This window comes from Stenotrophomonas rhizophila (genome assembly GCF_003751305.1).
In the GTDB taxonomy this organism is placed as follows: domain Bacteria; phylum Pseudomonadota; class Gammaproteobacteria; order Xanthomonadales; family Xanthomonadaceae; genus Stenotrophomonas; species Stenotrophomonas rhizophila_B.
This window is the reverse complement of sequence record NZ_RJKV01000001.1, coordinates 23130-44908: the sequence shown is the minus strand read 5'-3', so window position 1 is coordinate 44908 and position 21779 is coordinate 23130. Positions and strand designations below refer to the sequence as shown.

The window sequence follows — 21779 nt, the reverse complement described above, 5'->3', positions numbered from 1 at the left end:
CTCTTCGCAGCAGGAACCCGCCAAGCCTGCGGGACACCCGCGGCCAGGTAAAGCCTGGCAGCGGGCCGGTCATCAGCGCATGACGGCGATCATTCACCCGAGGCGTACGGCGAGCGCAGCGGCTGCGGCTGCTTGCCCAGCCCGGCGCCGAGGCGGTCGAGCAGGAAGCGCAGGTACAGGCTGGTGCCGAACTGTCGGTAGTCACGCGCGTTGTTGAACTCCATCCGCCCGCCCAGGAACAGCTGCGAGGACAGCTGCCATTCGGCGGCGGCGCTGAGGTTGTAGGACACGCCGGTCTTGGTCTGGCCGGTGTAGACCGGGTCGACGTACTCGGTGGTCAGGCCGAGCAGCGCGGCCATCGAGGCGGCATCGTAGGCGGCCTGCTGCATCGCCGGATCGGTCGGGAAGTACGGCGCGGCCTCTTCCTTGAAGTGCTGTACGCCGACGCTGGTATCCAGCTGCCAGGCCACGCGGCCGCTGGAAGTACGACCGTTCCAGTGCACCGGGAAGCCGACATCCACGTAGCGCTGCGGGCTGAAGTAGCCGCCGTGCCCGTAGGTGAAGCCGCTGAGGTTGCGGTCGTACTGCATCGCGGTCAGGTTCAGGCCGGCGGTCAGCGACTGGTTGGTGGTTTCCAGCGCGTGCACGTAGACGCCCACACCGACTTCCTGGCGGTCGTTGTCGGCCACGTTCTCGCCTTCCAGGCGATGCCACGACGCACTGGCGTAGCCGCCCAACTGACCGTTGTCGACAGTCGCGGCGAGCTTGGCGCCGCTGGCGGTCACCCCGCCCCAGCGCAGCCCGTTGCGTCCGTCTTCCACACCGGCGAACGACAGCAGGCTGTCGGTCACGGCGCGGCGCGAGGCTTCGCCGGACCAGGTCAGCGCGTCGCCGATCTGGCCGCGGTAGCCGATGCCACCGACGATCTGGGTGTCATCGAAGCCGAGCGGGGTGCTGCCGACATCGGCGCGGAAGCCACCGCGCTCGTAGCCGACCGAGACGCCGGCACCGCTGGCATCCTGCGAGCTCATCCGTTGCGAGCCGGCCGCATTGGCCACCATCGCGTACAGGGTGTCCTGGAAGGCCTGTGGGGTCTGCGATCCACCACCGCCCTGGGACAGGGTCTTGAGCTGGGCCTGCTCGGCCGCCGTCAGCCCGCGCACCAGGCCGGCATTGCCCAGCACCTGGGTGGCGATGTCGCTGATCGGCGTGTTGGCCAGGTCGCGGCTGAGGATGTAGCTCGGCAGCGGATCGGCAAACAGCAGCGCACGCGCGGCCGCCGCACGTTCGGCCTGGGTGAGCGAACCATCGGTCTGGTTGAACAGCTCCTGGTAACGGCCGTTGTCCAGGGCGCGGTCGTAGATCAGATTGCGGGTGGCATTGCTCTCGCCGCGGGTCAGTAGTGTCTGGTACAGCGACGAGCCGACCAGGTCATCGACCGGCGTGCGGTCGGCCGCCAGAGCGCCGGCCAGAGCCGCCTGCGGGCCACCGCCGAAACGGCTGGCACTGGTGTATTCGGGATCCGGGCGCCCGGCATCGAGCACGGTCGGGGTGACGGTAACCTTGAGCTTGCCGTCGCCGACCGCGAACTGCCCTTCCATCGGCACCTGCAGGTCATCGAGCTGGCCCATGCCGGCTTCGCCAGCGCGGGTGCGATACGCCGCGCCGACCGCCAGGCTGCTGCTGTTCTCGGCCTTGAGCGCGCGCAGTTCATCGAGCACGCCGTTGCCGGTGGTGGCCGCCGGCAACGGACCAAGCGCGGTATTGCGCGAGGCGCGCGGTGCACTCGCCTGGCTGGGTACCTGGCGCGAGCCGGGCACCGGCAACGGCAGGGCGACACCGCCGCTGGCCGCGGCCGTGACCATGACCGGCTCCGGCAGGCCATCGGCATCGATTACCGGGGTGACGCTGGCCGGGCCCAGGCTCATGCCCATTGCCGGACCGGCGTCCATCGGCAGGGGTTCGGCAGCCAGGCGTGCGGTGGCGGCCGGCAACGGCAGGCCACCGTCGCGCAGCGCTGCGGTACGGGTGCCACCGCCACGGTTCAGACCGGCGAACGGGTTGAAACTGCCACCGCCTGCCAGCATCGCGGTGCTGGCCTGCGGGTAGCCGTTGTCGAGCTGGCCACTGCCCTTCGCAGCAGCCGCCAGCGACGCGCGGAAGTAGCTTTCGGCGCGGCGGTTCTTGCCGGCCGCGCGATACACACGGCCTGCGGCCGCCAACACATCCGGCGATTCCGGCGCCTGCTTCAGCGCGCGCTCCAGATACTGTTCGGCCAGGTCCATGTCACGCATCGCCGCAGCACTGCCGGCAGCGGCCACCATCGCATCCAGATCGCCCGGCGCCAGCTGCAGCTGCTGCTGATACAGCGCCAGGGCCTGGCCGTTGTCGCCCGCGGCGGCATACAGCCGCGCCAGCGCGGCGATGTTGCGCGGATCCTGCGGGCGCTCGGCCAACGCCGGGGCCAGCACGGCGTACGCGCCTTCAAGATTGCCCAGCTCACGCAGCGCATCGACCTGGCGCAGCACGTAACCGCTGCGCAGATCGTTCAAACGGGTCTGCTGGCCCGCCGAGAGTGGCACGTCGGCGAGCTGGCGCAGGATCGCGGCGACTTCGCCATCGCGACCGGCGCGCAACAGCACCGAGGCATATTCCAGGCGGTTGTCGACGCTGGGCGAACCGCCTTCGATCAGGCGCTGCGCGAGCACGAGGGCGCGCTGCTGGCTGCCGATATCGGCGTAGGCACCGGCCAACGCGGCCACGATGGACGGATTCTTGACCCGGTCACCAAGTGCGGCTTCGGCGCGGGCCAGCAGCAACTGCGCTTCGCCACTGCGCTGGCGCTGCATGAGTGAGCGCGCCTGGGCGGCCTGCACCTGCACCCACGCGGTGTCATGCAGGGCGGTCATTTCAGAATCACGCGAGGCGGCAGGAATGCGTTCGAGCAGCGCGTAGGCCCGCGGCCAATCGCTGCTTTCCTGGGCGAACAGGGCCTGGGCATACAGCGACGTCGCCGAGCTGTCGTCCAGCGCGCGCAGCCCTTCGATCACCCCGTTGGCCTGGTCCGGACGGCCCGCGCGCGTGTACAGCCGCGCCAGTTCCAGCCGCAGCCACGGATCGCGCGGCTGTACCAGCAGCGCGTCTTCCAATTCGATCTGCGCCATCTCGATGCTGCCTTCGGCCAAGGCCTGCTGCGCACGGGCGCGGGCGAGGTTGGCACGCAGCACGGACTGGCCACCGGCGCTTTCCTGCTGGGCCGGGGTCAGCCGGTCGAACAGTGCGGCTGCTTCATCGGCGCGCCCAAGACGGCCAAGCAGGCCGACCAGGCCCTGCAACGCACCGGCATTGCCGGCATCCAGTTCCAATGCCTTGCGGTAGCTGCGTTCGGCCGCGGCCGGATCGCTGCCGCTCTGCAGGTCGGCCAGCGCAACGTAACCCGCAGGCTCCTTCGGCTGCAGCGCGATGACCTGCTGCACACGGGCGATGGCATCGCCGCTGGGCTGGCGACGCACCTCCTGCAGGGTCAGCCAGTAGCGCGCGGCATCAGCCGCGCTGCGCCACTTGCCGTTGATCGCAGCGGCCGGACGCAGCAGTTCATTGGCTTCACCGAAACGTTCCTGGCGCAGGCGTACCGAACCCAGCCCACCGAGTGCCTCGGCATCGCGCGGCCGCGCGCGCAGCACCTGCGCGAAACGCGCTTCGGCCTGGGCCAGATTGTTGCTGTCCAGCGCGCGGAAGCCCTCGCCGAGCAGGCGCTGGTTCGGGTCCTGCGGCACGGGACGGTTGGCCACAGCCTGCTCGCGCAGTTGCGCCTGCTTGGCCGCCACTTCACGATCGTTGGGTACGACGTCCAGGAAGGCCTGATACAGCCCGGCATCGGCGGTGGTGGCGTTGAGCCACAGCAGCGCCTGGCGCCAGGCCGCGCGCGCGGGGCCGGCGGTGTCGTTGGCCTGGCTGAGCGTACGCAGCTGGGCGATGCCCTCGCGGCGGGTCGGCTCGCGGTAGGTCAGCACCTGGGCCAGCGCGAGCTTGGCCGGGTTGTTGTTGCCGGTGGCGATACGGCGCAGGCCATCGCGCGCGCGGGTCCAGCCTTCCGGTGTACCGGCCAGCACCTGGTAGTACTCCAGCGCCAGATCATTGGGCGGGCCGCCCGCACCGAAGGCCTCTTCATAGGCGCGTACCGCTTCGACGTAGCGACCGGCCGCCGCCGCACGGCGCGCGGTCTGCAGCTGGTTGCCACCGCCGCCACCGCCGAGCGCCATGCGCAGGCGCGTGGCCTGCGCCGAGGACGGGTGGCGTGCCTGCAGCTGCTGCAGCCGCTTCTGTGCCTCGGCACGGCGGCCCTGATTGAGGTCGATCAGGCCCAGGCCGAGCAGTGCGTCGGCCTGGTTGGGATCGGTCGCCAGCAGTTTGCGCCAGGCATCGGCCGCCAGATCCTCACGGCCCTGGTCCTGCCAGTAATTGCCCTGGCTGACCAGCTGCTGCGTGGACGATGCGTTCTGCGCGAAGGCCGGCACGGTCAACACGCACAGGCCAACCAGGCAAAGGGGGGTCAGGGTCTTGCGGAACATGGCGAACTCCACGCGGGCAGCAGTCGCCCATCGGCAGAAAAACGGTAGCGGCGATCCATCCAGCCCTTGCCGAACAGCACCAGGGCACGATCGTAATAGTTGAGGGTGCCGGTCGGGATGCGCGCCAGCTGTGCCTTGGCCAGTGCAGGTTGGCCAAGTGCACTGAGATACGGCAACAGCGCCGCGGCAAAGCCCGGCGAGGGTGCGCCGGTGCCGACGCCCAGGCGCGTGTCGATCTTCTCGGCAAAGCCGGTCTGCGCGCGCAGCATCGACAGCGGGCCGGACAGGCCATCAAGCAAGCTGCGCCGCAGCGGATCGGCCGGGTCGGTCATCCCGGCCCAGAGGTAGCAGCGGATGGCATCGTAGCTGCCGATCCCACCTTTGCCGGCGTCGACCACGAAGGCCTTGCCGTTCCAGGCGATCCAGTCCGGCGCAAATCCCACCGGAGCGCTGGCGCGGGTCATCGCCACGCTGCGCTCGGCCAGCCGCGCCCACGGACCGCGTGCATCGACGGCGGCGAAGCGGCGCAGCACGAACAGCGGCAGGTAACTCGGATTGAGCGTCCAGCGGTCGGCCTGCACGAAGCCGCGATTGCCGGGCAGCAACATCGGCCCGAATCCGGGCAGCTCGACGATTTCGGCTGTGCGCATCAGCGCGAGCGTCTGGCGCCCGGCCTCGACCAGTCCCGGGCGCTTCCACAAGCGACCGGCTTCGAGCAGCGCATACGCGATCCACAACTCACCATCGGAGGCGGTGTTGGGGTCGAGCACGCGGAACTGGCCATCGGCGGCCCGGCCCCACAGCCACGCCGGCAGATTGAGATCCGCGCGCCCGCGACAGAGCTGGCGTCGGGTCCAGGCCAGGATGCGGTCGAACAGCACCGGATCGTTGTCGACCAGCGCGAAGAACAACCCGTAGGACTGCGATTCGGACGTGCTGCGCAGATCCGTGTTGAGGTGATCGACCACGCGCCCATCGGGCTCGATGTGCCGATCCACGAACGTGCGCCACTCGCGCCACGGCGTGCCACAGGCCTGCGCCCACGCGTCCAGCGGCAACGCGGCGGCAGCACCGGCTGCCGCAAGTGCCTGCAGAAAGCGGCGGCGCGCGAGCGCCGGCGCGGGGACGGACGTGTCGCGCATGCTCAGCCGGACACCCGGATGCGTGCCTTGGCGTTGCGCTTGAGCAGCCAACGTGCAATCAGGGCCAACAACAGGCAGGCCAACCCGACAAAGCCGGCCAGCAGCAACGGACTCTGCGAGAAGTACCAGCGCAGCCAGGTCAACGGCGGGAGGTGGCCGACGTAATAACTCTGGTTACCGGCCAGGCTGCGCACCTTGTCCTTCTGCAGCAGCACCACGCTGCCCTGGAAGTCACGCAGGCGGTCCGGATCGAACCATGCCTCGAACAGGCGATTGACCTGCGCCGGATCATCGGCCATCACCGCGATCACGCTGCGCCCCTTGCGCAGGGGCGACTCGAAGCCCATCAGCACGACATCGCCGGCATCCGGACGCACCGACACTTCGGCGGTGGTCGGCAGATCGGTACGGCGCGCATCCGGCGACAGGAACGACGGCATCCGCTCGAACACCCAGTCCGACAGCTGGAAGCGACGCGACTGCCCCGCCTCGCCGATCGGCAGGTGCGCGGCCCACTCGCCGAACAGCGGCTGGCTGCGACGCGAGCCCAGCACGACCAGATCCTGATCGGCATGTTCGCCCACCTGGCCCGCGGCGATGATGCGGTTGCGCACCGCCGGGTAGCCGGTCGAGGCGCCCATGCGGCCGAGCAGGGTCAGCACGTTGCCGACATCATCGGCGGTGGGGTTGTTGGGCAGCACCAGCACGGTCTCGGACAGATCGGCCAGACGCGTGAAGGGATAGCCGGCATTACCGAAGGCGGCCAGATTGGGCATCGCCATGTAGTGGTCGAAGCCGCTCAGGTCGATGCTGGTGTCGCCATCGATCGCCGCGGACACATCCGGGAACGTGTTCTTGCACTCGGCCGCCTGCGGGCGGTCGAAGAAGAAGTGGAAGCGCAGCTGGCTGTTGGACGAGAACGGGCCGGTCGGCAGCATCACCTTCTGCTGGATCGGCATCACGCCCGGTGCCTTCATCTTGTTCCACAGCATCTCCGACACCGAGCGCGGTGCCGGGCGGCCGTTCAAGGGCAGCGTGGTGACGAAGGCATCGTTGATGCTGATGTTCAGCGCCGACTTGTTCGCCCCTTCCGGCAGCGTGTAGCGGTAGCGCAGGTCCAGCGGGATGCCGTCACGGCGCCACGTGAACAGATCCGGCGGCAGCTGCAGGCCGATCCGGATCAGGTCCGGGTGATAGCCGACCACATTCAACTCGCTGGTCTGCTGGACCAGTTCGGAGACGCGCACCGGGCGATCGCTGGGAATCCAGTTCGGCGCGTCATACGGCTTGCGCGGCGCGATCTCCTTGAAATCGCCGATGCTGGCGGTCGGTCCGGACAACGGCGTGCCCAGGGTCAGCGCGGTGGCGGCGATGCGCAGCTCACCGTCATCGCGGCCGAGCACCAGCAACAACTTGCCGTTGGCATCGTTCGGATTGGCGATCACGGCCAGGGTCGGCCCGCTGATGTCGGGCAGCACCAGGCCGGCCGGCGGGTTGCGCGGGGTCGCCACGACCACCGCATTGCCTTCCAGCGGCACGGTATCGATCGAGGCCGGGAACAGCGCACCGCGATAGCCGGCCAGCGCGCCGAACCACGAAGAGACGATACCGGCCGACTGCAGCAGGCCCTGCCCCGGCTGCCCGGTGAACACGAACGGCAGTTCCAGCCGGTTGGTGTCACGGGCATCGAAGAACGGCACCGGCAGCAGCGACAGATCATTGGTCAGTTGCAGCGGGGCCCAGCCCAGTTCCAGATAGCTGCCGGCGTCGATGTTGGCCCACAGGCTGGTGTGGTCAGGGTCTTCGCACTCGCGCGTGTAGTGACCGATCAACTGCAGGTTGATGCGGTTGTAGTCGATGATCATGCGCGGATCGATGTCGATGTCGCGCTCGATCATCCGCCCGGCCTGCTCGACCGGGGTCGGCAGGGTCGCCACGGTGACGTCGTTGACGGTGACCTTCAGGTGCGACAGATCCGGCAGCAGCGCCGGCGAATAGCTGTACTTCAGATGGAGCGAGGCCCGATCGACCACCTGGTCGTTGCGCACCGAGAACGGCACGCCAGCGGTGCCCTGGATGCCGCGCAGGGTGATCTCGTAATCGATGCCGAGCTGCTTGAGCGTGGCGCGGCTCTGCCGCGAACCGGCCGCCGGCGCGGCGGGCGCCACGGGCACTGCCGGGGCGGCATCGGCGGGTGCGGCGACGGGGGTGGCCGGTGCAGGTACCGCAGGATCCTGCGCGTAGACCGCGCCACACAGCAGGGTCAGGGTGAACGCCACCGCTGCGGCGGACGGACGCGGCATGCGCACCGGGCGGAACAGGGAACGGTGACGACGGGTCATGCGGAATCTCCGGTGCGCGGCGGGGTGGGACCGTCGTTGCGGCCCCCCGCAAGAACGAACTGGCCCAGGCGGTGGAAGCCGCGCATGCTGGCCTTGAGGACGTCGGTGGTGGAACGCAGGAACGTGTCGCGGTCATGGCGACCCCACAGCTTCACCCAGATGTCGGCACGGGCGAAGGTGGAGGTGACCAGCCAGCGTTCCTGCTCCAGGGTCAGCTCGCCGAACTGGATGCTGATGCCCTGGTCGTCACGGTCATGCCGCACTTCGGCCGGCAGGCGCTCGCTGCGCTGGCGATGGGCCAGTTCGACCTCCACGTACGTACCCGGCTGCACGGGCTGGGACTGGTCCAGCCGCAGCGCCATGCCACCGGTGGAAAAGTTCAGCGTGCGGCACGGCAGTGCCTGGCCATCGGGCAGGTGCAATACAGCGCGCATGTTGAGCGGCACGCGGTGCGAGCGGCGGATCTGGCGCTGTTCGCTGGAGGTGGCGATCACCGCGCCCAGCATGATCATGTTGTAGACGGTCCAACCCAGGTTCAACCAGATCGTATTGACCTCGCCGCTGGTATCGGCCATCACCATCCGCACGATGCCGGCCACCACGCCCAGCAGGTTCAACAACAGCAGCAGCAGATACGGGCGGGCGATCTGCGCATCGAAATAGCTGCGCTGGACCAGCCCGCCCTTGGCCGTCACGTTGAACTTGCCCAGCTTGGGGTTGATCACCGCCATCAGGGTCGGGCGCAGGATGTACCAGGCCAGGGTGGTCTCGTAGACCTCGTTCCACAGCAGATGGCGATGCTTGCCCTGCACGCGCAGGTTGGTCAGGTTGGCCATCACGATGTGCGGCAGCGCGTAGGCCAGGATCATCAGCGCCGAGGCGTGGATGACGTGGGCGCCGAAGAACAGGAAGGCCAGCGGTGCGGTCAGGAAGATGATCCGTGGCAGGCCATAGAAGAAATGCAGCATCGCGTTGGTGTAGCAGATGCGCTGCATCAGGCTCAGCCCCTTGGCGAACATGGGGTTGTCCACCCGCAGGATCTGCGCCATGCCACGGGCCCAGCGGATGCGCTGGCCAACGTGCGCCGACAGGCTCTCGGTGGCCAGGCCGGCCGCCTGCGGCACCGGGATGTAGGCGCTGCGATACCCGGCACGGTGCAGACGGATCGCGGTGTGCGCATCCTCGGTGACGGTTTCGACGGCCACGCCACCGACTTCCTCCAGCGGTCCGCGCTTGATCACCGCGCAGGAGCCACAGAAGAAGGTCGCGTTCCACTGGTCGTTGCCATCCTGCAGCAGGCCGTAGAACAGCTCGCCTTCGTTGGGCACCCGCCCGAAGTTGCCCAGGTTGCGCTCGAACGGATCGGCCGAGAAGAAGTAATGGGGCGTCTGCACCACGGCCATCTTCTCGTCGAACAGGAACCAGCCCATCGACATCTGCAGGAACGAGCGGGTCGGCATGTGGTCGCAATCGAAGATCGCCACGTACTCGCCGCTGGTCTTCTTCAACGCCGCATTGATGTTGCCGGCCTTGGCGTGATTGTTGTTGGTACGGGTGATGTACTTCACCCCGATCTCTTCGCAGAATTCGCGGAATTCCTCGCGGCGGCCGTCATCAAGCAGGTAGATGTTGAGCTTGTCGGCCGGCCAGTCCAGCACGGTGGCGGCCAGCACGGTGGTACGCACCACCGACAGCGGCTCGTTGTAGGTCGGGATGAGCACATCCACGGTGGGCCACAGCGACTGATCTTCCGGCAGCGGCATCGGCTTGCGATGCAGCGGCCAGGCCACCTGGAAGTAGCCCAGCACCAGCACGATGAACGAGTACACCTCGGCGGCCACCAGGCCCAGCCCCAGGGTGAGATCGACGAAGCTGCTCATGCCCATGGTGTCGGTCAGGCGCCAGTACATGTAGCGCGTGGACATCACCAACGACAGACCCATCAACACCAGCGGGATCAACCGGCTTTCGCGGTTGCGCAGGCACAGGGCGATCAGGAACACCACCGCAGAGAACAGGAACTGCTGACCGATCTCCATGGGCACGGTGATCACGAAGGCCAGCAGCATGGCGCCGCCGACCACCAGCGCAAGCAGCGCCAAGCGGGCCAGAACGGCATCCCCTCTCGGGGTGGAAGTTTTGCTCATGATGTTCCCCAACACGGCCGCAGAGCGCGGCATCCCCTTGCATCAGCCGGCACTCCCGCCCCACCCCGGAGGGCGCGGCGATCGATCACCGACTACGTTTCACGCCCCGCGCAGCCGGCTCAGCGGACTGTGCTCCGGCGTCGCGCTACGCGCACCGGCCAGGCGCTGGAACAGCTGTTCCAGCGGTGTGCTCCGTGCCGGCGTAGCCGGTGCCGGTGTCTCCACCGAAGCGGCCTGGACCGGTGCGATCGCCGCGGCACTGACCGGCGCGGCGCTCACGACCGGGGTCAGGCTCGCGGCCGGAAGCGGCGGCGGCGCCTCATCGCGCGGTCGGGCCGGTGTGCTGGCGCGTGCCCGGCTGTGGGAGAAATCCTGGTAGGCACGCGTGTCATCGCGGCCGCCCAAGCGGTTGAAGAGGCCGGCCACGTCATCGTCGTGGCTCTCTGTATCGGCATGTTGCAGAAGCTTGCTCATGGCACCATCAAAGGGGGGAGAGAGATTCAGAACACACGCGACAGCGTGTATGTCGCTACATCCGGGTTGTCGCTTTGCAGGTGCCGGACATCCAGTACCGACACCATCCCGGCGGCGCGGAACCATTGCCGGTAGACACCTTCCAGAAAACCAGTATCCCACCCGACGCGGCCGCCGAGTACCGCCGACAACGGCGAGGCGGCATGGTGAATGTGAACCTGTTCCGGCAATTCCTCGAACGCCACCTGGCCCCACTCGGCAGAGGACCACACCGCGTTGGCGGCGTCCTGCAGTTCCTCCAGGGTCGCTGCCGCCGGCAGTGCATGGGCACGGCCGAAGCGTTCACCGATCCGCGCCATCAAGCGCGCCAGCTCGGCATCGGGCAACGCACTGTCGAACTCTTCGCAGAGCGCCAGCAGGAAGCCGCGCCACTGGCGAGAGCAGGCGTGGGTACGGTAGTAATCGAGTGGTGCTGATGCATTCATCCGGGAAGCCTAGACGAACCACGATGCGGAGGCGGCGTACGGGCAATTACCGGCATCGATGTCGGTCAAAAGTGTGAACTGCGCCTCATATTATTGTGGCACATCTGGCTTTCCTGCATAGCGAGCGCGCCGCGTCGCTTCCTGACGCGCAGCGTCACCTGCCCCGGCCGGGCTGAACGGAATCGGGGTTGACGGGTGTCCGGCGGCAGCCATTGCCGCGCCGGTGCACTGCTCAACCCTCGGCGGGCAGCTCGAAGACCTGGCGCAGATACGCCAGATAGCCCGGGTCGTCGCACATGCTCTTGCCGGGTGAATCACTCAGCTTGGCGACCGGCTGGCCGTTGCAGCGGACCATCTTGATGACGATGTTGAGCGGGGTCGGGCCCAGGTCATTGGTCAGGTGCGTGCCGACTCCGAAGGCCACCTGGCAGCGGCCGCGGAAGTAATCGAACAGCTGCATCACCTTTTCGATGTTGAGCCCGTCGCTGAAGACCAGCACCTTGCTGCGTGGATCCACCCGACGGCTTTCGAAGTGCGCCAGCATGCGATCGCCCCAGGTGAAGGGATCCCCGGAATCGTGGCGGACGCCGTCGAACAGTTTGCAGAAGTACATGTCGAAGTCGCGCAGGAAGGCCTCCAGACCGACCACGTCCGACAGCGCGATCCCGAGGTCGCCGCGGTACTCGCGCGCCCAGGATTCCAGCGCGGCCACCTGCGAGTCACGCAGGCGCGGGCCGAGTGCCTGGAACGCCTGCAGGTACTCATGGGCCATCGTGCCGTGCGGGGTCATGCCGTACAGCCGGGCGAAGTGCACGTTGCTGGTGCCCACGAACTGCGCACCGAGCGCATCGCGCAGCATCGGCAGCATCCGCCCGTGCCACTCGCGCGAGTAACGGCGGCGGCTGCCGTAATCGGCGATCCGGCACAGTTCGAAGCCGGGGGTATCGCGCAGCAGCGCGGTCTTGGCCTGCAGGCGGCGCTCGCCCTCGCTGAAATCCGAGTCGGTGGTGTTGCGGAACCAGACCTCGTTGATGATCGCCAGCAGCGGGACTTCGAACAGGATGGTGTGCAGCCACGGCCCGGTGATGTCCAGATCGATCTCACCGGGCACGGTGGTCGAGGGGCGCAGCGCGATGTACTTGCGGTCCAGGTGGAACAGACCGAGGAAATCGGCGAAATCCGGTTTGACGAAGCGCAGGCCACGCACGTAATCCAGCTCTTCGGCGCTGAAGCGCAGGCTGCACAGGTGGTCGATCTCGGCGTTGATCTGGTCGATGAACTGCGCCAGGTCGATGCCCGGGGTCCGGCACTTGAACCGGTACTGCACCTGCGCGCCGGGGTACTGATGCAGCACCGCCTGCATCATGGTGAACTTGTACAGGTCGGTGTCGAGCAGGGACTGGATGATCATGCCGGGGATTATGCGCCCGCCATCAGGCACCGACCAACGGTCGGCCGCTACCGCGGCGGGCAGCGTTCACGCCAGCGCTCTCCCCTGATGGGGGATTGACGGGGCGGGACTACCGGCGACGCAACAGCCGCGGGACCTGCGCCAGCGCATGCGCCCAGATCGCGCCCCACACGGCGCAGCGCACCGGAAAGGCACGTTGCGGCGCCTCGAATTTGCGGAAGTACCGCCACAGCCCGCGGTGCTTGTGCCACTCCACGAAGAACGGCCGTGAGCGGCTGGAGACACCGCGTACATGGGTGACCTGCAGGTCGTTGGCGATGGCGATCACCGCGCCGGCCTCGCGTGCGCGCCGGCACAGGTCCAGATCCTCGGCGTGCAGGCGGTAGCCCGCATCCCACCCACCGATCCGGTCGAACAGGGCGCGCGGCATCAACAGCAATGCGCCGGACAGGGCCGGCACCACCTGCAGCGGCTGGCTGCGGTCGACCGGGATGGCCAGTTTTCCGCCCTGCCCGGGGTTGCGCAACATCGCGGCGAACTCCGGATCACGGCGGCGCACCGCGGCGTCAGGGCGACCGTCTTCGTCCACCTGCTCGACCCCCAGCAGACAATCGCCCAGCGGCAGCGCGCGTTCGCGCAGTTGGGCCAGGGTCTCGGGGCCGACCATCAGGTCGGGGTTGATGAAGGCCAGCCAGGGTGCGTGGCTGTCGGCCACGCCCTGGTTGTTGGCCGCGGCAAAGCCCGGATTGTCCGGGTTGGCGATGAAGCGGACCCGCGGATCGGCGCTGGCATGGCGCTGCACGATCTCAAGGGTGCCGTCGGTGGAGTCGTTGTCGACCACGCGGATTTCGGCGATGTCGCGCGCCTCGCGCAGGCGCAGCAGGCAGGCGTCCAGCGTGCTGGCGCTCTGGTAGCTGACGATGATGGCGGCGATGGCAGGGCTCAAACGGGGGACTCCGGGGCGGCAATGACAGGGGGCGCGAACAGATCGCCCTGCGCCCTGGGCATTATCGCCTGCCGGTGGTGCTGCTGCAGATCGTGGCGCGCCTGCTGCAGTGGATCGGCCATCAGAAAGCCGGCCAGTCGCGGCGGCCAGGCCGGCCAGCGCGTCGCCAACGCCTCCATGTCACCCTCGCCGGTCACGCCTTCGGCCACGCGGGCGACGAAGGCGGTCTCGCACAGTGCGTTGCGCCAACCGAGCCCGGCCATGCGCAGGCTGAGGTCGATCAGCGCCGCATTCCACGACGCGTAGCTGTGCATGTCCAGCCCACCGGCCTTGCGTCGGGCATTGCCACGCAACAGCACCGCGTGGGTCACCGCAGACGGCAGTTCGGGATGCAATGGCGGCATCACCGCACAGGCCTGGGCCAGCGGGGCCAGATCAAGGTCGTCGGGCAGCGGATTGATCTCGCCCAGGCGCGGCCAGGCGGCCGTCTCACCGGCGTTGCACCACGGCGTGGCCGAGCCGATCGAGGCATCGCGGGCCAGGCACGCCTCCAGCTGCTGCAACCAGCCCGGTGCCGGGATCGCATCCGGGGCGAGCACCACCACGTCGGCGCCGGTACATGCCGCGAGCATTTCATCCAGATGGGCGACTTCGCCGATCGCGCGGGCACGGCGGGTGTACTCGGCCTGCAGCGGCGTCTGTGCAAGCCAATGTTCGATCACGGCCTGGGCGCGCGGGCCGGCCTGGCCATCGTCGGCCAGCCAGATCGCGGTGCCCGCAGCGGTGCCGGCATCGAGCGCGGCCAGGCAGCGGTCCAGCGCGGCATCGTCGACCCCGATCGGCAGCAGGATGACCGTGCTCATGCGGACCTCTGCGTGCTGCCGTCTTCGCCGTGTCGCTGTCTCATCGCGGGCTCCCCTGGGCGCGGCCAGCGTAACAAGATCGGCCCCTGCGATGACAGCAGGGGCTTGGCATCGCTCAGCGCTTGGCCTTGGGCTCGGGGAACGGCTCCATCGCACGGAAGCGGCTGCTGTATTCGTCGGTCAGGTTGCGCGACTCCTGCGCGTTGCGCACGATGGTCGGGGTCAGCAGCACGATCACTTCGGAGCGCCCGGATTTCTTTGTCTTGCTGCCAAACAGCGCGCCGATGACAGGGATCCGGCTCAAGCCAGGCACGCCATTGGCGCCATCGTCATCGGAATTGGTGATCAGGCCGGCGAGCATGATGGTGTCACCGCTCTGCACCGCCGCTTCGGTGGATATCTTGCGGGTATTGATCGGCGGGTTGCAGGTGGTGCGGGTCGGGTCGCAGCCGCTGGGGATCGCGCCGGCCGAGCTGACCTCCTGCACGATGTCCAGGAACACCACGCCATCGCGGGTGATCCGCGGGCGCACTTTGAGGATCACGCCGGTATCCAGGTACTGGACCTGGCTGTAGGTGTTGTCGCCGCCCACGCCGGTATTGACCGACACCGAGTTGATCGGAATCTGGGTGCCCACGTTGAGGGTGGCTTCGGCGTTGTTGCGCACGAACAGCGAGGGGGTCTGCAGCAGGCGCAGGTTGCTGACCTTGTCCAGCGCGCTGACCACCGCGGCGGCATTCTTGCCGAGGAAGGTCCAGCCCACGCCACCATCGCCGACGGTGCCGGAAATACTGCCCCAGATAGAACGGCCAAGCGCGCTGGGCAGGTCGATCCCGCTCTCGGTCTTGCCGGTGGCCACGGCCTGCTCGAAGAACCAGTTCACGCCATAGCTGAGATCGCCGGTCAGCGCGACCTCGGCCACCTGCGCTTCGATGTGGACCTGCATCGGCATCACGTCGAGCTTTTCGATCACTTCGCGGATGGAGCGCCAAGCCTGTGGGGTGGAGCGCACCAGCAAGGTGTTGGTTTCTTCCACCGCCGACACGCCGACCGTATCGCCCTGCACTTCCAGGCTGAAGCTGGCGTTGCCGGACTGGCGCTGCGGCAGGTTCATCGTGCCATCGCCCAACCCGCCGCGGCTGCTGCCGTTGCTGCTGCCCGTGTTGGAGAAATTGTTGTTGCTGTTGCTGTTGCCATCGCGGCTGCCGAGGTCCATCGGCGACGCGCCCGGCGCCAGCGAACTGCTGCCACGACCGCTGCGGCCATTCTCGTTGGCGAAGGCCTCGGCCAGGCGCTCGGCCAGGTCCTTGGCCTTGACGTAGCGCAGCTCGTAGGAGAACAGCCGCGCGTTGCCACCGGCGGTATCGATGCGGTCCAGCCACTGCTGGATCTGGTCGAGGTAACGCGCCTGCGGGGTGATCACCAGTACCGCGTTGGCATTCTCCAGCGGCAGGAAGCGGAACATGCCGGCACTGGGGGTCTTGCTCTCCTCGCCGAACACCTTCTCCAGATCGGCGGCCACCTGCTCGGCCTTGCCGGACTGGATCGGGAACACGCCCACGGACATGCCCGAGAGCCAGTCCACGTCAAAGATCTCGACAGTGCGCAGGTAGTTCTCCAGTTCGCTGCGGGTACCGCCGAGGGTGATCACGTTGCGGCCGTTGTCGACGTTGACGATCGCGTTCGGGCGCGCGTACGGCTCCAGCACTTTCTTCATCTCGGTGGCGGAGATGTACTGCAGCGGCACCACGCGCACTTCGAAGCCACGCGCATTGGCCGGCGAGGCGGTGCTGGGGGACACGGTGCCAGCCAGCGCCTGATCGGCTGCCACGATGTTGTAGCGGCCTGCGCTGTAGACCATGCGCGCGTTGTTCCAGCCCAGCACCATTTCCAGCAGGTTCAAGGCCTGCGCCGAGGACACCGGCTTGGGCGTGGCCAGGGTTACGGTGCCCTGCACGCCCGGTGCGATCACGTAGTTCTGGCCCAGGAAGTCGCCGAGGATCGCCTTGACCACGGCGTGCACCGATTCGCCTTCGAAGTTGAAGGTCGCATTGCCGGTGGAGGCATTGCCCAGCGACGGCTGCGGCGCGGCGGCGGCACTGCGGTTGATCATCGTGCCGGTGCCGCGGCGGATCACCGCCTGCGGTGCACCGCTGGTTCCCAGTGGCTCGGCATCGACGCCTGCGTGGGAGCCGTCACCGGCGACCACCTGGTGGCTGTCGAGGACCGCATCGCGGCGCACCTCCGGCGCGGGCACGGTGGTGCAGCCCACCAGCAGGGCGACAAGGAAAGACACGGGGAAAAGGCGCAGGGTCATGCTGTCACTCTAAGGGTTGTGGCCGGAGCCGCCCGCGGGCGGTTGCTGCGACTGCTGTTGCTGCTGTTGCTGTTGTTGCTGCAATTGCTGGCGGCGCGCCTGGATGCGTTCACGGATCGCCTTCATCTGGTCTTCGCTGGGGCCTTGCGAATTCTGGGCGGGGCCTGCCGCGTTCGACGCCGTGCCGGACAGCGGCGCAGGCGTTGCGGTCGGCGGCGGCGGCGGTGCTGGCATCGGTGCCACCACGCCGTTGTTCGGCCGCGCACCAGCGCCGGCAGGCGGAACCGTCGTGAGCTGCGTGGTGCCCAACACGGTGGGCGGTTCGCCGCCCTGCCCGTTGAACACCTGCAGTTCCAGCGTCTGCGTCCCGCCTGGGCCACTGACGGTGGCGCGGCGCGGTTCCAGCGCGAGCAGCTGCCAGCCGTTCACCGCATCACCGTTCAAGCGCAGCCGCAGCGACTGGCGCTGGTCGGTGGTCAGGATCGCCATGGCGAACTCAGACGTGAGCAGCACGCCGGTCAGCGATACGCTGCTGGCGGTGCCCTGTTCGGTGCCGCCGAGCAGATACGGACGCGGTTGGCGGTCTTCGGCGAACAGCGGCCGTGCACCAATCTGTGCGTAGGTACTGGCCGAGGCCATGCGCTCCGGCGCGGCAGGCGCCAGGCTGGGCAACGGCGCAGAGCCGATATCGCCATCGGTGGCCGGCGCGATGCGGCTGCCCAGCCCGAACAGCGTAGCGATCCATATCGCCAGCGCCCACAGCGCGATGCCCCCCAGCCACCAGGTGCGCAGGCCGGCTGCTTCAAGCTTCATGCTCGACCTCCTCGGCCGCGTCCGGTGCCGGCGCGGGTTCCGCTGCATCGATAGGCGCGGCCTCACCTGGATCGGCGTTCTGCCCAGCGTCCTGTCCCGCCGGCAGCGGAAGAGGGGGTGGCACCGTCGCACCGGGCTCCAGCGCGGCACCCGGACGCAGATAGCCGACCAGTTCGAACGACACGTCCAGGCCGGTGCCGGTTTCACTCGGCGATTGCTGGAAGCGCTGCGCCAGCAGATTGAGGTTGTCCACGAACAAGCGCGGCGTGCCGGTCTCCAGCGTGTGCAGCACCGCGGCCATCTCCGGCACACCGCAGCGCAGCCGCACCTGCAGGGCCACGCGCGGGAACGCTGGTTCGCGGCTGGCATCGGGCAGCGGGGTGCGGTTGCTGATCGTGCAGCTGCGGTTGCCCGGGCTGGCCGACGCCACGGCATCCTGCAGGCGGCTGGACAGCGCCGCGGCGGCAGATTCGGCGGTGGCCTCGCGCAGGAAGCCCGGTCGGCCGTCGAGTGCTGTCTGCACGTCTCGCAGTTGGGTGGCGATCTGGCCGCGCTGCGCCAATTGCGCCTCTACGCGCTGCTGGCGTTCCTGCACGGCGGCGATGTCGGCGTTGATCGCCAGCAGCGGGCGGGTCAACCACGGATGCACCAGCAGCAGGTAGGCCACGGCGATCACCGCCAGCAGCAGACCCAGTGCCAGCCAGCGATCACGGCGCGTCGGCTGTGCTGCCATCGGCAACCTCCTTCGCAGGCGGCGTCGCGCCCGGCAGCGGCTGCAGCTCGGCCGTCAGCGTGAAACGGTCGCGGCCGCTGGTCGCCCCATCGGCCTGCAGCACGCCGGTCAGGTTGACCTTGCGCCACAGCGGCGAGTCCTGCAGCAGCGGGACCAGTTGCGAGGCTTCACGGCTGAGCCCGATCAGCTGCAGCGTGCTGCCTTCGATCGACATTTTTTCCAGATACGTGCCATCGGGCAACAGGCGGGTGAGTTCGTTCCAGATCTCCACCGTGCTGGCATGCTCGGCACGCTTGCCCTCCAGGAATGCGGCGCCTTCCACCAGGCTCTGAAGCTGTTGCCGCTCGGCAGCGACCCGGCGTGCATCACGCGCGGCGGCATCGACCTGCTCGCGCAGTCCGTCCGCGGCCGCCTGGCGGTTTTCAAGCAGCTGATGGCCAGCCAGCGCAAGCACCACGATCGCGCCCACGGCCAGGAGCCCGTTCCAGCGGGCCATCGGATCGCGATACGGCTGCCGCTGTGCGACGGGCAGCAGGTTGACGTCCAGCGGCTGGCCATCGGCGTCGACGGCATCCACACCGGCCACGGCCTGCGCCCATGGCCCGGCCTGCTGCGCCCACTGCTCCAGCTGGACACGCGGGATCACCACCAGTTCCACCTGCAGCTGGCCATCCGGCAACGCGCCCAGATCACGCACGTCATAGCTGACCTGGCTGGCATCGAAGGGGGTTTGCCGATCGATCTCAAAACCGACCACATCGCGCAGCCGCTCCGCGGCCGCTGCGGGCAGCCGCAGCGGCCGCCGCAACACGCTGCCGGCAGGCAGCAACCAATGCCGCGGCAGACTGCGCAGGCGCGCGTCCAGCACGCTGTCCAAGGTGGCGGGCGATACCGGCCAGGGCAGTTCGGCGATCACCTCGATCTGTTCACCGGTCTGGCGCTGAACGTGCAGCACCTCACTGTCGCGCTTCAGCAGCAGCCGCGAGCGCGACCACCCCATCGCCCATTGCCATCGGACCGGCAGCCAGGCCAGCAACGACTGCCGCCACCAGCGCAGGCTGCCGCCCACGCTGGGCGACAACCGCCCGCGGGCCCGCACCAGACTGTCACGCCATGCCGTCATCTTGCTGCCATTCCCTGTTCCCAGCGAAGTACTGTGTATGCCGTGCCCGGCGCGCCTGCCGAACCCATTCTCACCACGGCGCGCAGTACCGATATCCGGCCGCGTTCGTCCGTGGCGCGACTCTCGATACTATAGGTGCCGCTGCCACCTGCAAGCGGTGTGACGGGCAATCCGGCGTCATCGGCGGCCGCCGCACGCTCGCGCTCGGCCAGCAGGCGTTCTGCATCCAGCCCCAGCGCGGTCAACACCGGGCCGGCCGCAAAGCGTGGATCGGGCCGCGCCTGGCGGCTGTACAGGGTCAGCATCGGCTCGATCCGCGCATACAGGTCCGCCTCCATGCCCAGCACGCGCTGCAGTTCGCCCACGGTTTCGAAGCGCGCGTTGCGTGCACCATATGGCAGGCCGGCGGCGAGGTAATCCGGCGTCTCGGCGCCGCCACCGGGGTGTTTGAGGCTGTCGGCATCACGCCAGTCGACGATGGCGCCGGCCAATTGCTGGGCATGCCCCGGGTCTTCCCCCATCGCACGCAGGAAAGCCGTCAGCAGGCTGGCATCGGCCAGATTCAGATTCACTTTGCCGTTCTCATCCAGGACCGCCAGGTCGATCCGGCGATCGTCGAAGGTCCACCGGTAGCGGCGGCCATCGGCCACCCATGCCGGCTGGCTGGCGCGCGGCTGCAGACGGTGCAGGGCATATTCCAGCCCCGCGCGCGCGTATTCCTGACCGATGGCATCGTCGCCGATGACCCGCTGCTGCATGTGCTCGACGCGTGCACTCAGTGCAAATGCACCGATCACGGCGGTGAGCAGTGCGATCAACCACAGCACCAGCACCAGCGCGGCACCGCGCGCCGGTTTCATGGGCGATCTCCGCGTGGCGGTGGCAGCGCCGCGATCATCGGCGGCCACGCCGGTCCTTGCAGCGGGACGATCTCGATCGAGACCAGCAACGGCAGGCGGCGGGTGTCCTCCCAGCGGTCCAGCCATTCGGTCAGCTGGCCGGTGCGCGGATCGGTACCGCGATAACGGAAGCGCACGTCGCGCAGCTGATCGGCCAGCATTTCCGGCGGCCGCGGCGGGTCCTCTTCGATCGCCTCACCGTTCTGCAGCAGGGTCAGCCCTACCTCCAGCTGTTCCTGCCCACCCGCACGACGGACCTGCAGCTCATGCGCATACGGCCCGCCCCGGCCGAGATAGCCGGGCAGATCCGAGACAAACAGCATCCGCTGCGGTTCGCCAATGAAGTAGACCGGGTCGCGGGTGGGGTCCGGGGGCGAGGTCGCGATGACCAGCGCGGTCGACAGGCGCCGGCGCAGGAAGCCTTCGACGGCGCGCATCCGCTCGTTCTGTGCCGCCATGCGCTCGCCGCGCTGGCTGATCGCCATCGCCGAGCGCACGGTGGCGAAGGCCAGCGCCAGGCCGCCGACCAGCAGCGCGGTCGCCAGCAGGATCTCGATCAGGGTGAAGCCGCGGGCACGGCGTGCGCGCAGCGTCATCGCGGTGCGCCCGCTACCGGCGGCAACAGGCGCAGGCTGCGCCATCGCAACTGCTCGCCGTTGCCTTCGCCCCAGCGCACCTGCAGCGTGATCTGCGCCAGGATCGGGCCGCCAACATCGGTGGTCACCGGTGCGGTGGTCGTGCGCGGCTCCGCGTACGGTTCTACCTGGAGTTGCCAGCGGTACCTGCCCTGCTCCCACTCGCCCTGCGTGCTGCCTTCCTGAAGCGGGTTCTCCACACCCGTGCTGGCCAGCAGCGACTGCGCATACAGCGTGGCCCGGCTGCGCACGTCGGCCTGGCCGACCTGACGCGCGGCACCGGACAGACTGCCCAGCAGCAGCGTCAACGCCAACGCCAGCAGCGCGAACGCGATGATCACCTCCAGCAGCGAATAGCCACGCTGACGCCTCATCGGCCCTCCCGGCGCGGCCCTGCACGGACTTCACCGGTGATCCAGCCGACGTGGATCTCCCACACCGCACCGCGCGTGCTCAGGTCAATGCTGCCGCCACTGGCCGCGCCGTCGGCGAAGAAGGCGATGCTGCCCTGCCCCGGCGCAGTGCTGAGCTGGCTCGCACCGCGGAACTGGACGTCAAGCGCGGCGGGAATCTGCCCGTGGCGACCATTGGCGGCCTGCCACGTCCGCGCACGCGGGTCGATCACGAAGCGCTGCGTCTGCCCGGTAGCAATGGCCTGCGTGCGCGTGTAGCGCAGCTGCGTGGCGATCTCTTTGCCGACGTTGCGCAGGCGCATGCCATCGATGCCACCGTTCATCGCGGTGGCGGTCACCACGCCGATGATGGCGATCAGGGCAACCACCAGCAGCATCTCCAGCAACGACAGACCGCGTGCATGGGTGCCCGTGGGCACGCGATGCGGCGGTCTGCTCGGCACGGTCCACAGCGCTCCCAATGCC

17 protein-coding genes are annotated in these 21779 nt (G+C 68.4%); all 17 read right to left on the bottom strand.

All coding sequences use genetic code 11. From position 1 onward, the window contains the following. Positions 1 to 89: 89 nt before the first annotated feature. The 17 genes from EDF74_RS00140 to xpsH all read right to left on the bottom strand — a co-directional run bounded on the left by EDF74_RS00140 (position 90) and on the right by xpsH (position 21733). The gene (locus EDF74_RS00140) at positions 90 to 4571 is read right to left on the bottom strand and encodes a cellulose biosynthesis protein BcsC (protein ID WP_184996990.1); all 4482 of its coding nucleotides are present in this window, start codon (positions 4569 to 4571) and stop codon (positions 90 to 92) included. Beyond that, positions 4553 to 5713 carry a cellulose synthase complex periplasmic endoglucanase BcsZ gene (gene bcsZ / locus EDF74_RS00135; RefSeq protein WP_123728321.1) on the bottom strand — a complete coding sequence of 387 codons (1161 nt, stop codon included), beginning with the start codon at positions 5711 to 5713 and terminating at the stop codon, positions 4553 to 4555. The genes EDF74_RS00140 and bcsZ overlap by 19 nt, the downstream gene beginning before the upstream one ends. A 2-nt stretch (positions 5714 to 5715) precedes the next feature. Further along, a complete protein-coding gene (gene bcsB / locus EDF74_RS00130) occupies positions 5716 to 8055 on the bottom strand; it encodes a cellulose biosynthesis cyclic di-GMP-binding regulatory protein BcsB (protein ID WP_260232158.1) in 2340 nt (779 codons plus the stop codon). Continuing rightward, positions 8052 to 10202, bottom strand: a complete 2151-nt coding sequence (gene bcsA / locus EDF74_RS00125) for a UDP-forming cellulose synthase catalytic subunit (RefSeq protein ID WP_123729662.1) — start codon at positions 10200 to 10202, stop codon at positions 8052 to 8054. Before bcsA ends, bcsB begins: the two co-directional genes overlap by 4 nt. 99 nt (positions 10203 to 10301) lie before the next feature. Then, positions 10302 to 10676: a hypothetical protein gene (locus EDF74_RS00120; protein WP_123728320.1), complete on the bottom strand. Its 375-nt coding sequence runs from the start codon at positions 10674 to 10676 to the stop codon at positions 10302 to 10304. A 26-nt stretch (positions 10677 to 10702) separates the two neighbouring features. After that, positions 10703 to 11161 (bottom strand): cellulose biosynthesis protein BcsD, encoded by a 459-nt coding sequence (bcsD, locus tag EDF74_RS00115; RefSeq protein WP_123728319.1) that lies wholly within the window; start codon positions 11159 to 11161, stop codon positions 10703 to 10705. 232 nt (positions 11162 to 11393) lie between these two features. Beyond that, positions 11394 to 12572 (bottom strand): nicotinate phosphoribosyltransferase, encoded by a 1179-nt coding sequence (gene pncB, locus EDF74_RS00110; RefSeq protein WP_121042648.1) that lies wholly within the window; start codon positions 12570 to 12572, stop codon positions 11394 to 11396. 109 nt (positions 12573 to 12681) lie between these two features. After that, the gene (locus EDF74_RS00105; RefSeq protein WP_123728318.1) at positions 12682 to 13518 is read right to left on the bottom strand and encodes a glycosyltransferase family 2 protein; all 837 of its coding nucleotides are present in this window, start codon (positions 13516 to 13518) and stop codon (positions 12682 to 12684) included. After that, on the bottom strand, positions 13515 to 14381 hold the full coding sequence (locus EDF74_RS00100) for a glycosyltransferase family 2 protein (RefSeq protein ID WP_123728317.1): 867 nt from the start codon (positions 14379 to 14381) through the stop codon (positions 13515 to 13517). The genes EDF74_RS00105 and EDF74_RS00100 overlap by 4 nt, the downstream gene beginning before the upstream one ends. A gap of 115 nt (positions 14382 to 14496) precedes the next feature. Beyond that, positions 14497 to 16698: a type II secretion system secretin GspD gene (gene gspD, locus EDF74_RS00095; protein ID WP_123728316.1), complete on the bottom strand. Its 2202-nt coding sequence runs from the start codon at positions 16696 to 16698 to the stop codon at positions 14497 to 14499. Positions 16699 to 16707: 9 nt separating this feature from the next. Further along, the gene (locus tag EDF74_RS00090) at positions 16708 to 17511 is read right to left on the bottom strand and encodes a general secretion pathway protein GspN (protein ID WP_123728315.1); all 804 of its coding nucleotides are present in this window, start codon (positions 17509 to 17511) and stop codon (positions 16708 to 16710) included. Next, positions 17501 to 18244, bottom strand: coding sequence for a type II secretion system protein GspM (gene gspM / locus EDF74_RS00085; RefSeq protein WP_123728314.1), 744 nt, complete (start codon positions 18242 to 18244; stop codon positions 17501 to 17503). The genes EDF74_RS00090 and gspM overlap by 11 nt, the downstream gene beginning before the upstream one ends. After that, complete coding sequence (locus EDF74_RS00080; protein WP_123728313.1) at positions 18219 to 19367, bottom strand: PilN domain-containing protein; 1149 nt, start codon at positions 19365 to 19367, stop codon at positions 18219 to 18221. The genes gspM and EDF74_RS00080 overlap by 26 nt, the downstream gene beginning before the upstream one ends. Continuing rightward, complete coding sequence (locus EDF74_RS00075) at positions 19364 to 20227, bottom strand: general secretion pathway protein GspK (RefSeq protein ID WP_123728312.1); 864 nt, start codon at positions 20225 to 20227, stop codon at positions 19364 to 19366. Before EDF74_RS00075 ends, EDF74_RS00080 begins: the two co-directional genes overlap by 4 nt. Beyond that, positions 20224 to 20862, bottom strand: coding sequence for a type II secretion system protein J (locus tag EDF74_RS00070; protein ID WP_123728311.1), 639 nt, complete (start codon positions 20860 to 20862; stop codon positions 20224 to 20226). The genes EDF74_RS00075 and EDF74_RS00070 overlap by 4 nt, the downstream gene beginning before the upstream one ends. Next, complete coding sequence (xpsI, locus tag EDF74_RS00065) at positions 20859 to 21275, bottom strand: type II secretion system protein XpsI (protein ID WP_123728310.1); 417 nt, start codon at positions 21273 to 21275, stop codon at positions 20859 to 20861. The genes EDF74_RS00070 and xpsI overlap by 4 nt, the downstream gene beginning before the upstream one ends. Continuing rightward, positions 21272 to 21733, bottom strand: coding sequence for a type II secretion system protein XpsH (gene xpsH, locus EDF74_RS00060; RefSeq protein WP_428999127.1), 462 nt, complete (start codon positions 21731 to 21733; stop codon positions 21272 to 21274). The genes xpsI and xpsH overlap by 4 nt, the downstream gene beginning before the upstream one ends. Between the last annotated feature and the right edge of the window lie 46 nt (positions 21734 to 21779).

Coding starts and splice junctions, on each gene's coding strand:
- xpsI (WP_123728310.1), bottom strand. CDS start 21,275: ATGAGGCGTCAGCGTGGCTATTCGCTGCTGGAGGTGATCATCGCGTTC.
- bcsA (WP_123729662.1), bottom strand. CDS start 10,202: ATGAGCAAAACTTCCACCCCGAGAGGGGATGCCGTTCTGGCCCGCTTG.
- bcsB (WP_260232158.1), bottom strand. CDS start 8,055: ATGACCCGTCGTCACCGTTCCCTGTTCCGCCCGGTGCGCATGCCGCGT.
- EDF74_RS00120 (WP_123728320.1), bottom strand. CDS start 10,676: ATGAGCAAGCTTCTGCAACATGCCGATACAGAGAGCCACGACGATGAC.
- pncB (WP_121042648.1), bottom strand. CDS start 12,572: ATGATCATCCAGTCCCTGCTCGACACCGACCTGTACAAGTTCACCATG.
- EDF74_RS00075 (WP_123728312.1), bottom strand. CDS start 20,227: ATGAAACCGGCGCGCGGTGCCGCGCTGGTGCTGGTGCTGTGGTTGATC.
- EDF74_RS00070 (WP_123728311.1), bottom strand. CDS start 20,862: ATGACGCTGCGCGCACGCCGTGCCCGCGGCTTCACCCTGATCGAGATC.
- gspM (WP_123728314.1), bottom strand. CDS start 18,244: ATGGCAGCACAGCCGACGCGCCGTGATCGCTGGCTGGCACTGGGTCTG.
- EDF74_RS00100 (WP_123728317.1), bottom strand. CDS start 14,381: ATGAGCACGGTCATCCTGCTGCCGATCGGGGTCGACGATGCCGCGCTG.
- EDF74_RS00140 (WP_184996990.1), bottom strand. CDS start 4,571: ATGTTCCGCAAGACCCTGACCCCCCTTTGCCTGGTTGGCCTGTGCGTG.
- bcsD (WP_123728319.1), bottom strand. CDS start 11,161: ATGAATGCATCAGCACCACTCGATTACTACCGTACCCACGCCTGCTCT.
- EDF74_RS00080 (WP_123728313.1), bottom strand. CDS start 19,367: ATGACGGCATGGCGTGACAGTCTGGTGCGGGCCCGCGGGCGGTTGTCG.
- bcsZ (WP_123728321.1), bottom strand. CDS start 5,713: ATGCGCGACACGTCCGTCCCCGCGCCGGCGCTCGCGCGCCGCCGCTTT.
- EDF74_RS00090 (WP_123728315.1), bottom strand. CDS start 17,511: ATGAAGCTTGAAGCAGCCGGCCTGCGCACCTGGTGGCTGGGGGGCATC.
- gspD (WP_123728316.1), bottom strand. CDS start 16,698: ATGACCCTGCGCCTTTTCCCCGTGTCTTTCCTTGTCGCCCTGCTGGTG.